The 10,953-nt window shown below is 74.2% G+C and carries 1 protein-coding gene; it reads left to right on the top strand.

Translation table 11 applies throughout. The features are described from left to right. Positions 1-30: 30 nt before the first annotated feature. Positions 31-10,920: a type I polyketide synthase gene (locus ACIHFD_RS06295; RefSeq protein ID WP_397365854.1), complete on the top strand. Its 10,890-nt coding sequence runs from the start codon at positions 31-33 to the stop codon at positions 10,918-10,920. The last annotated feature ends 33 nt before the right edge of the window (positions 10,921-10,953 follow it).

The following is a 10,953-nucleotide window of genomic DNA, read 5'->3' as shown; positions in this document are numbered from 1 at the left end:
AGTTGCAGCGGCTCAGAAGGGCTACGTTCGATGGCAAACGAAGACAAGCTCCGGGGCTACCTGAAGCGGGTCACGGCCGACCTGCACCAAACCAGGCAGCAACTGCGGGAGATCCAGGGCCGGGAGCACGAGCCGATCGCGATCGTCGGCATGGCCTGCCGCTACCCGGGCGGGGTCACCTCGCCCGAGGAGCTGTGGCGGCTCGTCGCCGACGGCGTCGACGCGATCTCCGAGTTCCCCACCGACCGCGGCTGGGACGAGAACCTCTACCACCCCGACCCGGACAACCCGGGCACGACCACGGCCCGGACGGGCGGCTTCGTCTACGACGCGGCCGACTTCGACGCCGGCTTCTTCGCGATCTCTCCACGTGAGGCATTCGGGACCGACCCGCAGCAGCGGATGTTCCTGGAGTCGTGCTGGGAGGCGTTCGAGCGCGCCGGCATCGACGCGAACTCCGTGCGCGGCAGCCGGACCGGCGTCTACGCCGGCGTCATGTACCACGACTACTTCCGCGCCGAGGCGCTCGGCAGCGTGGTCTCCGGCCGGGTGGCGTACGCGCTCGGCCTCGAGGGCCCGGCGATCTCGGTCGACACGGCCTGCTCGTCGTCGCTGGTGGCGCTGCACCTGGCGGCGCAGGCGCTGCGGCGCGGCGAGTGCTCGCTGGCGCTGGCCGGCGGCGTGACGGTGATGGCGACCCCGAACACCTTCATCGAGTTCTCCCAGCAACGGGGCCTGTCGGCCGACGGCCGCTGCAAGTCCTTCGCCGACGCGGCGAACGGCACCGGCTGGAGCGAGGGCGTGGGGGTGCTGCTCCTCGAACGCCTGTCGGACGCCCGGGAGAACGGGCACCACGTCCTCGCGGTCATCCGCGGCAGCGCGGTCAACCAGGACGGCGCCAGCAACGGGCTGTCCGCGCCGAACGGCCCCTCCCAGATCCGCGTGATCAGGGAGGCGCTGGCCGACGCGGGCCTGTCGCCCTCGCAGGTGGACGCGGTGGAGGGGCACGGCACCGGCACCACCCTGGGCGACCCGATCGAGGCCCAGGCGCTCATCACCGCGTACGGGCAGGACCGGGACCAGCCTCTGTGGCTGGGCTCGCTGAAGTCGAACATCGGCCACGCCCAGGCCGCCGCCGGCGTCGGCGGCGTGATCAAGATGGTGATGGCGCTGCGCAACGAGACGCTGCCGCGCACCCTGCACGTGGACGAGCCGTCCACGCACGTGGACTGGTCGGCCGGCGCCGTCGAGCTGCTCACCGAGCCCCGGCCGTGGGAGTCCGGCGAGGCGCCCCGCCGCGCCGCCGTCTCGGCCTTCGGCTTCAGCGGCACCAACGCCCACCTGATCCTCGAAGAGACGCCGGCGGAGCAGGACGACACCGCCGAGCAGGCCGGGCTGAACCTGCCGCTGGTGCCCTGGACGATCTCCGCCAGGGACGCGCAGGCGCTGGCCGCGCAGGCCGACCGGCTCGGTACGTGGGCGGCCACGCGGCCGGATCTGCGCGTCGAGGACGTCGGCTGGTCGCTCGCGACCGGCCGGGCGGCGCTCGACCAGCGCGCCGTGATCGTGGGGGAGACCCGGGACGAGCTCCTGGCCGGTCTCCGGTCGCTCGCCGACGGCGCCACCGCCGTCACGGGTTCCGGGGCGGGAGGCAGGATCGCCTTCCTGTTCGCCGGCCAGGGCAGCCAGCGGGTGGGCATGGGCGCCGCGCTCGCCCAGGCGTTCCCGGTGTTCGCGGCCGCGCTCGAAGACGTCTGCAAGGTGCTGGACCCGCTGCTGCCGCACCCCATCAGGGACGTCATGTTCACCGACCCCGACGGGGTGCTGGACGAGACGGGCATGACCCAGCCCGCCCTGTTCGCCTTCGAGGTCGCCCTGTACCGGCTGCTGACCTCGCTGGGCATCGAGGCCGACGTGCTCGCCGGGCACTCGGTCGGCGAGCTCGCCGCCGCCCACGTCGCCGGGGTGCTCTCGCTCGGCGACGCCTGCGCGCTGGTCGCCGCGCGGGCCCGGCTGATGCAGGCGCTGCCCGCGGGCGGCGCCATGCTCGCCGTCGCCGCCCCGGAGGAGCAGGTCCTCCCGCTGCTGGCCGGCCGCGCGGACCGGGCCGGGATCGCCGCGGTCAACGCGCCGGGCGCGGTCGTCGTCTCCGGCGCCGCCGGCGACATCGACGAGATCGCGCAGGCACTCGAGGCGCAGCAGGTACGCACCCGCCGGCTGCGCGTCTCCCACGCGTTCCACTCGCCGCTCGTCGAGCCGATGCTGGAGGAGTTCCGGCAGGTCGCGGAGTCCTTGACGTACGGCGAGCCCGCCATTCCGATCATCTCTGACGTGACCGGGCAGAAGGCGCACTCCGGGCAGCTCACCGACCCCGGCTACTGGGTGGACCACGTCCGCCGGGCGGTGCGCTTCGGCGACGCCGTCACCACTGCCAGGGCCGGCGGCGCCACCGTGTTCGTGGAGATCGGCCCGGACGGGGTGCTGACCAGCCTGGCCAGGCAGACGCTCGACGGCGACGACGCCGCGTTCTTCGTCAGCGCCACGCGCAAGGACCGCGACGAGGCCCGCGCCTTCGTCGAGGCCGTCGGCCGGCTGCACTGCCGGGGCGTCACCGTCGACTGGGACGCGTACTTCGCCGACGCCGTCCCCCAGCGCGTCGACCTGCCCACGTACGCCTTCCAGCGCAAGCGCTTCTGGTTCATGCCCGGCGCGACCCCGGCCGAGCAGGCGCCCGACGGCTCCGTCGACCCCGAGTTCTGGGCCGCGGTCGAACGCGAGGACGTGGCCGCGCTCGCTGCCACCCTCGGCATCGACGACGGCTCCCCGCTGGCGGCCATCCTGCCGGCGCTGTCGTCCTGGCGGCGCCGGCGGCGCGACCAGGACGTGCTCGACTCCTGGAGGTACCGCGTCACCTGGACGCCCGTCGGCACATCCGGCGGGAAGCCGCCCGCGCTGTCGGGCACCTGGCGCGTCGTCGTCCCGGCGGACCGGGCCGGCGGAGACGCGGCGGCCTCCGTCGCCGGGGCGCTCGAACGGCACGGAGCCCGGTGTGAGCTCCTGGAGGTCACCGGCGACTCCGGAAGGGACGACCTCGCCGCGCTGCTGGGCGGGGACGAGGCGCCGGCCGGCGTGCTCGCCCTCCACTGCGACCTGGCCCGGACGGTCACGCTGATCCAGGCCATGGACGACGCCGGCGTGGCGGCCCCGCTCTGGATCGCCACCGACGGCGCCGAGAGCGTCAGCCGGGCCGACCCGGTCCGCGACCCGGAGCAGACCGCGGTCTCCGGGCTCGGCCGGGTCTTCGGCCTGGAGCACCCCGCCCGCTGGGGCGGTCTCGTCGACCTGCCGGAGACGCTCGACCAGCGCGTCCTGACCCGCCTGGTCACCGTGCTCGCCGGGATCGGGGAAGAGGACCAGCTCGCCGTCCGCGCCTCGGGGATCTTCGCCCGCCGCCTGTCCAGGGCGCCAAGGGCGCGGACCGACTCGGCCGAGCACTGGCGGGCCCGCGGCACCGTACTGATCACCGGCGGCACCGGCGGCCTGGGCGCGAACGTCGCACGGTGGCTGGCCCGCGACGGCGCCGAGCACCTCGTGCTCACCAGCCGGCGCGGCGCCGACGCCCCCGGCGCCGCCACGCTCGTGGCCGAACTCCAGGAGCTCGGCGCGCGGGTGACGGTGTCCAAGTGCGACGTGGCCGACCGCGACGCGCTCGCGGCCCTGGTCCGCGAGATCGAGGCGGACGCCCCCGTTCGATCGGTCTTCCACACCGCGGGCGTGCCCCACATGCAGCCCCTCACCCGGCTCGGACGGGACGAGCTGGCCGAGGCCACCCAAGCCAAGATCGTCGGAGCCGCCAACCTGGACGCGGCCTTCGACGGGCCGCTCGACGCGTTCGTGCTGTTCTCGTCCGGCGCCGGTGTCTGGGGCGGCGCCCTGAACGGCGCGTACGCCGCCGGCAACGCCTACCTCGACGCGCTGGCCGCGCACCGCCGCGCCCGCGGCCTCGCCGCCACGGCCGTCGCCTGGGGCTTCTGGGACGCCGCGGGCGGCGGCATGACCACGCTCCTCGACGAGGAGGACGCCCGCAGGACCGGCGTCCGCTACATGGACGCCGGCCTGGCCATCGACGCCCTGCGGCAGGCCCTGGACGACGGCGAGACCAACCTGGTCGTCGCCGACGTCGACTGGGAACGGTTCTTCCCCATCTTCACCGCCGCCCGGCGGCGGCCCCTTCTCGACGGCGTCCCCGAGGCCGTGGCGGTGTCCCAGAAGGAGGCGGTAGCCGACTCCGAGTCCTCCGAGCTGCGCGCGAAGCTCCTCCCGCTGAGCGAGGACGAGCAGGACCGGCTGCTGGTCGCGCAGGTGCGCGAGCAGGTGGCCGCCGTGCTCGGGTACGCCCCCGGCGAGGTGGAGGTGGACCGGGCCTTCAGAGACCTCGGCTTCGACTCGGTCACCGCGGTCGAGCTGCGCGGCAGGCTCAACGCCGCGCTGGGCGTGCGGCTCCCGGCGACCGTGGTCTTCGACTACCCGAACGTCAAGGCGCTCGCGGGCCTGGTCCGCGGCGAGATTCTGGGCACCCGGACGGAGGCCGGGCCCACCGGCGAGAGCCGCGGGCCGGTCTCCGACGACCCGATCGTGATCGTCGGGATGAGCTGCCGGATGCCCGGCGGCGTGACCAACGCCGACGACCTCTGGCGGCTGGTCGCCGAGGGCGGGGACGCGATCTCGGCCCTCCCGGACGATCGCGGCTGGGACGTCGAGGGGATCTACGATCCGGACCCCGAGGCGCAGCTCGCCTCGTACGTTCGGGACGGCGGCTTCCTGCGTGACGCGGCCGAGTTCGACCCCGAGTTCTTCGGCATCAGCCCGCGCGAGGCCCTGGCCATGGATCCGCAGCAGCGGGTCCTGCTCGAAGCCTCGTGGGAGGCGATCGAGCACGGCCGGATCGAGCCCGGCTCGCTGCGCGGCACCCGTACCGGCGTCTTCGTCGGCGCGGCCTACGAGGAGTACGGCCGCCACTCCGACCAGGTCCCGCTGGAATCCGTGGGGCACCTGGTCACCGGCACGCTGAGCAGCATCGCGTCCGGCCGGGTCGCGTACGCGCTGGGGCTCGAAGGGCCCGCGGTCACGGTGGACACGGCGTGCTCGTCGTCGCTGGTGGCGCTGCACCTGGCGGCGCAGGCGCTGCGGAACGGCGACTGTGACCTGGCCCTGGCCGGCGGCGTCACGGTGATGTGCACCCCGCTCGGCTTCATCGGCTTCAGCCTCCAGGGCGCGCTCGCCCGGGACGGCAGGTGCAAGCCCTTCGCCGGCGCGGCGGACGGGTTCGCGCTGTCGGAGGGCGTCGGCATGCTGCTGGTGGAGCGGCTGTCGGACGCCCGCCGCAACGGTCACCCGGTGCTGGCGGTCGTCAAGGGTTCAGCCATCAACCAGGACGGTGCCAGCAACGGCCTGACCGCGCCGAACGGCCCTTCCCAGCAGCGGGTGATCCGCCAGGCCCTGGCCAACGCCGGGCTGTCGGGCGCCGAAGTGGACGTGGTCGAGGCGCACGGGACGGGCACGACGCTGGGCGACCCGATCGAGGCCCAGGCGCTGATCGCCACCTATGGCCAGGACCGGGACCAGCCGCTGTGGCTCGGCTCGGTCAAGTCGAACATCGGCCACACCCAGGCCGCCGCCGGTGTCGCCGGGGTCATCAAGATGATCATGGCGATGCGACACGGGATGCTGCCGCAGACGCTGCACGTGGACGAGCCGTCGCCGCACGTGGACTGGTCGGCCGGGGCCGTCGAGCTGCTCACCGAGGCCCGGCCGTGGGACGTTCAGGATCATCCGCGCCGCGCCGCCGTCTCCTCCTTCGGCATCAGCGGCACCAACGCCCACGTGATCATCGAGCAGGTGCCGGGCACGGACGAGGAGCCCGAGCCCGTCGACGAGCCGCCGGTGGTGCCGTGGGTGCTGTCGGGCCGTAGCGCGGAGGCGTTGCGGGCTCAGGCGGGCCGGTTGGCCGATGCGGTGGCCGGGGTCCGGCCGGTGGATGTGGCGCATTCGCTGGTGGCTTCGCGGTCGGCGTTCGACCACCGTGCGGTGGTGATCGGTGCGGACCGGGAGGAGTTGCTGGCCGGTCTGGACGAGGGCGCGGTGCGGGGTGTGGCCGGGCCGTGCGGCAAGACGGTGTTCGTCTTCCCCGGTCAGGGGTCGCAGTGGCTCGGCATGGGCGTCGAGTTGCTGGATGATTCGCCGGTGTTCGCGGCGCGGATGGTGGAGTGTGAGGCGGCGCTGTCGGAGTTCGTGGACTGGTCCCTCACAGAGGTGCTGCGCAGCGGGGAGGGCTTGGACCGGGTTGATGTGGTGCAGCCGGTGCTCTGGGCCGTGATGGTGTCGCTGGCCGAGGTGTGGCGCTCGCTCGGAGTGGTCCCGGCCGCCGTGGTGGGCCATTCCCAGGGTGAGATCGCCGCCGCCGTGGTGGCGGGTGCGTTGTCGCTTGAGGACGGCGCCCGGGTGGTGGCGCTGCGGAGCCAGGCGATCGTGGCGCTGGCCGGTCGGGGCGGTATGGCGTCGATTCCGCTGCCCGCTTCGGAGGTGGCGGTGGACGACCGGATCTCCATCGCGGCCGTGAATGGGCCTGCCTCGACGGTGGTGTCCGGCGATGCGGATGCCATTGAGGAATTCCTGGCTCGGCACGACGCGGTGCGGGCGCGGCGGATCGACGTGGATTACGCCTCGCATTCGGCGCATGTCGAGGCGATCGAGGACGAGCTGGCGAGGCTGCTGGCCCCGGTGACCCCGCAAACGGGCGAGGTGCCGTGGTACTCGACCGTGCGGCAGTGCTGGCTGAGCGGGACCGAGGTGGATGCCGCGTACTGGTACGAGAACCTGCGGCGGACGGTGTGGTTGGAGCCGTCGGTGCGGGCGCTGGCCGAGCAGGGGCATGGGGTGTTCGTTGAGGTCAGTGCTCACCCGGTGTTGACGATGGCGGTGCAGGAGACGGTCGAGGACGTGGTGGCCTGTGGCACGCTGCGCCGCGACGACGGCGGCCTGCGCAGGTTGTGGACGAGCGCCGCCGAGCTGTGGGTACGCGGCGTGAACGTCGATTGGGCCCAGGCCCTGGAGCCCGCCGCCCCCCGGATGGTCGACCTGCCCACCTACGCCTTCCAGCACCAGCACTTCTGGCTGGAGGAGCGCACCGCGAGCGCGGGTGACGTCGGAGCCGCCGGGCTCGGGGCGGCCGGGCATCCCCTCCTGGCCGCCGCTGTCTCGCTGGCCGACTCCGACGGCGTGCTGCTGACCGGCAGGCTCTCGCTGAAGACCCACCCGTGGCTGGCCGACCACCAGGTCAACGGCCAGGTGCTGCTGCCCGGCACGGCGTTCGTGGAGCTGGCCGTCAGGGCCGGCGACGAGGCCGGCTGCGACCTGCTCGAAGAGCTCACCCTGCAGGCCCCGCTCATCGTGCCGGAACGCGGCGCGATCCAGCTCCAGCTGGCCGTCGGCGCCCCCTACGAGGACGGGCGGCGGCAGCTCACCGTCCACACCCGGCCCGACGGCGGAGCCGCCGACGACCCGTGGACCTGCCACGCCACCGGCGTGCTCGCGCCGGAGGCCGCCGCGCCGCCCGCCCAGGAGACGGCCGCCTGGCCGCCCGAGGGCGCGCAGCCGCTCCCGATGACCGGCCTGTACGACTGGCTCGGCGCCGTCGGCCTGGGCTACGGGCCCACGTTCCAGGGCCTGAAGGCGGCCTGGCGGCGCGACCAGGAGCTGTTCGCCGAGGTGGCGCTGCCGGAAGGGACCGAGACCGGCGGCTTCGGGCTGCACCCGGCGCTGCTCGACGCCGCGCTGCACAGCGTCGCGCTCAACGCGGCCACCGCCGAGGACGGGCCGCGGATGCCGTTCGCCTGGACCGGCGTACGGCTGCACGCGACCGGCGCGACCTCGATCCGCGTCCGGCTCACCCCACGCGGCACCGACGACGTGACGCTCGCCGTCACCGACACGACCGGCGTGCCCGTCGCGCACGTGGACTCGCTGATCCTGCGCCCGCTGCCCGCCGACCTCGGCGCCGAGCAGCGCGCCACCGGAGAGGACTCGCTCTACACGCTCGAATGGGCGCCGGTGCCCGCCGGCGAACCCGCGGGCGAGCAGCGATGGGCGGTCATCGGCGACCCGTCCGACCTGGCGGCCGCCGGGATCGACGCGGCCGCGCACGCCGGCCTGGCCGAACTCGTGGCCACCGGATCGGTGCCCGAATGGGTGGTCGTCCCGCTGGACGGCGAACCGGAACCCGATCTGGCCGCGGCGGTCGCCGACCGGACCTGCCAGGTGCTGGAGCTGCTGCAGACCTGGCTGGCCGAGGAGGGCTTCCCCGCCTCCAAGCTCGTCCTCCTCACCCGGGGCGCGGTCGCGACCACGGCGGAAGAGGAGGTGCCGGACCTGGTCAACGCCGGGGTCTGGGGCCTCGTCAGGTCCGCGCAGTCGGAGAGCCCCGAACGGGTCGTCGTCCTCGACCTCGACCGTGACGCGGACTCCTGCCGGGCGCTGCCCGCCGCGCTCGCGACAGGCGAGGCGCAGCTCGCGATCAGGAAGGGCACGGCGTACGCGCCCCGCCTGGCCCGGCCCGGAGCCGGCGGCGCGCTGACCCCGCCGGCCGATGCCGAGAACTGGCGGCTTGACGTCACCGCCCGCGGCACGCTCGACGACCTCGCGCTGCTCCCCACCCCGTCGGCGCCGCTCGCACCCGGTGAGGTCCGCATCGGCACCAAGGCCATGGGCCTGAACTTCCGCGACGTGCTGATCGCCCTGGACATGTACCCGGGCGACGCGCCGATGGGCGGCGAGGGCGCCGGCGTCGTCATCGAGGTGGCCGACGACGTCACCACGCTCGCGCCCGGCGACCGGGTGATGGGCATCGTCGACGGCTTCGCCCGGGAGGCGGTCACCGACCACCGGCTGCTCGCCCGCATCCCGGACGACTGGACGTTCGCCCAGGCGGCGTCCGTGCCGATCGCCTTCGTCACCGCCTACCACGCCCTGGTGGACCTCGCCGGGCTCCAGGCAGGCGAGGCGCTGCTCGTGCACGCCGCCGCGGGCGGCGTGGGCACGGCCGCCGTGCAGCTCGCGCACCACCTGGGCGCCGAGGTCTACGGCACCGCCAGCGAGAGCAAATGGGACGCGGTACGCGAGCTGGGCGTCCCCGCCGAGCACATCGCCTCGTCCCGGACGCTGGAGTTCGCGCAGACCTTCGCCCCGGGCGTGGACGTCGTGCTCAACTCCCTCGCGGGCGAGTTCGTGGACGCCTCGCTGGGCCTGCTGCGACCGGGCGGACGCTTCATCGAGATGGGCAAGACGGACGTACGGGACCCGGCCGAGCTGCCCTCGGTCCGCTACCAGAACTTCGACCTCACCCTGCTCGGCCCGGCCCGCACCGGCGAGATCCTGGCCGAGATCGCCGCCCTGTTCGCGCGCGGCGCGCTCCGGCTCCCGCCGATCAGCACGTGGGACGTCCGCCGCGCCCCCGACGCGTTCCGGTACGTCGCCCAGGCCCGCCACATCGGCAAGGTCGTCCTGACCGCGCCGCCCGCCCTCGACCCCGAGGGCACCGTGCTCGTCACCGGCGGCACCGGCGCGCTCGGCGCCCTCGCCGCCAGGCGCCTGGTCAGTGAGCACGGCGTGCGGCACCTGGTCCTGGCCAGCCGACGCGGCCCCGCCGCCGACGGCGCGGCGGCGCTGGAGGCGGAGCTGACCGGGCTCGGCGCCACCGTGACGGTCGCCGCCTGCGACGCCGCCGACCGCGACGCCCTCGCCGCGCTGCTCGCGAGCATCTCCGCCGAGCACCCGCTGACCGGGGTCGTCAGCACGGCGGGCGTGCTCGACGACGGGATGATCTCCTCGCTCACCCCGGAACGCGTCGAGGCCGTCATGCGCCCGAAGGTGACCGCTGCCGCCAACCTGCACGAGCTGACCGCCGATCTCGACCTGGCGCAGTTCATCCTGTATTCGGGCGCCGCGGGCATCCTCGGCAGCCCCGGCCAGGGCAACTACGCCGCGGCGAACACGTTCCTGGACGCGCTCGCCCAGCACCGCCGAGCCCGCGGGCTGGCGGCGACCTCCCTGGCCTGGGGCCTGTGGTCGCCGCAGAGCGGCAGCGGCATGACCGGTCACCTGGACGAGGCCGACCTGAGCAGGCTGAGCCGGTCCGGCATGGGCGCGCTCGGCCTCGACGAGGGCCTCGGCCTGTTCGACCGGGCGCTGAGCGTGGACGAGGCGGCGCTCGTGCCGATCCACCTGGATCTCGCCACGCTGCGCGCGGGTGCGGCCAAGGGGTTCGGCCACCCGCTCTTCCGCGGCCTGGTACGCATCTCCACGCGCCGCGTGCTGGCGGCGGAGACGCCCCTGGGCGAGTCGCTCACCGACCGGCTGGCCGCCCTGCCGGAGGCGGAGCGGGCTCCGATGCTCCTCGACCTGGTACGCGGCCACGTGGCCGCCGTGCTCGGCTTCGCCGGGCCGGAGTCCGTCGAACCGGGACGGGCGTTCAAGGACCTCGGCTTCGACTCGCTGACCGCCGTGGAGCTGCGCAACCGGCTCAAAGCGGTCACGGGACTGCGGCTGCCCGTCTCCCTGATCTTCGACTACCCCAACGCCGCCGCGCTGGCCGGGCACCTGCTGGAGGAGCTGGCGCCACCCGCGCACAGCGCCGAACAGCAGGTCCTGGCCGAGCTCGACCGGATCGAGGCCAGGCTGGCCGTCATGGCGGCCGAATGCGCCACCGCCGGGGAGATCACCGCCCGGCTCGAACAGCTGGTCTTCTCCTGGAAGGAACGGCACCAAGAATCCGGAGCCACCGTCGAGGACGTGGCCGGCCAGCTCAGCTCGGCCACGGCCGACGAGATCATCAGTTTCATCGACAGCGAGTTCGGACTCTCCTGAGCAGGCGTCACCGAAGGCTAGGAAGGCAGCACA

Source organism: Nonomuraea sp. NPDC051941, assembly GCF_044593615.1.
The sequence above is the reverse complement of the archived record's forward strand: the minus strand, read 5'-3'. Positions and strand labels throughout refer to the sequence as shown.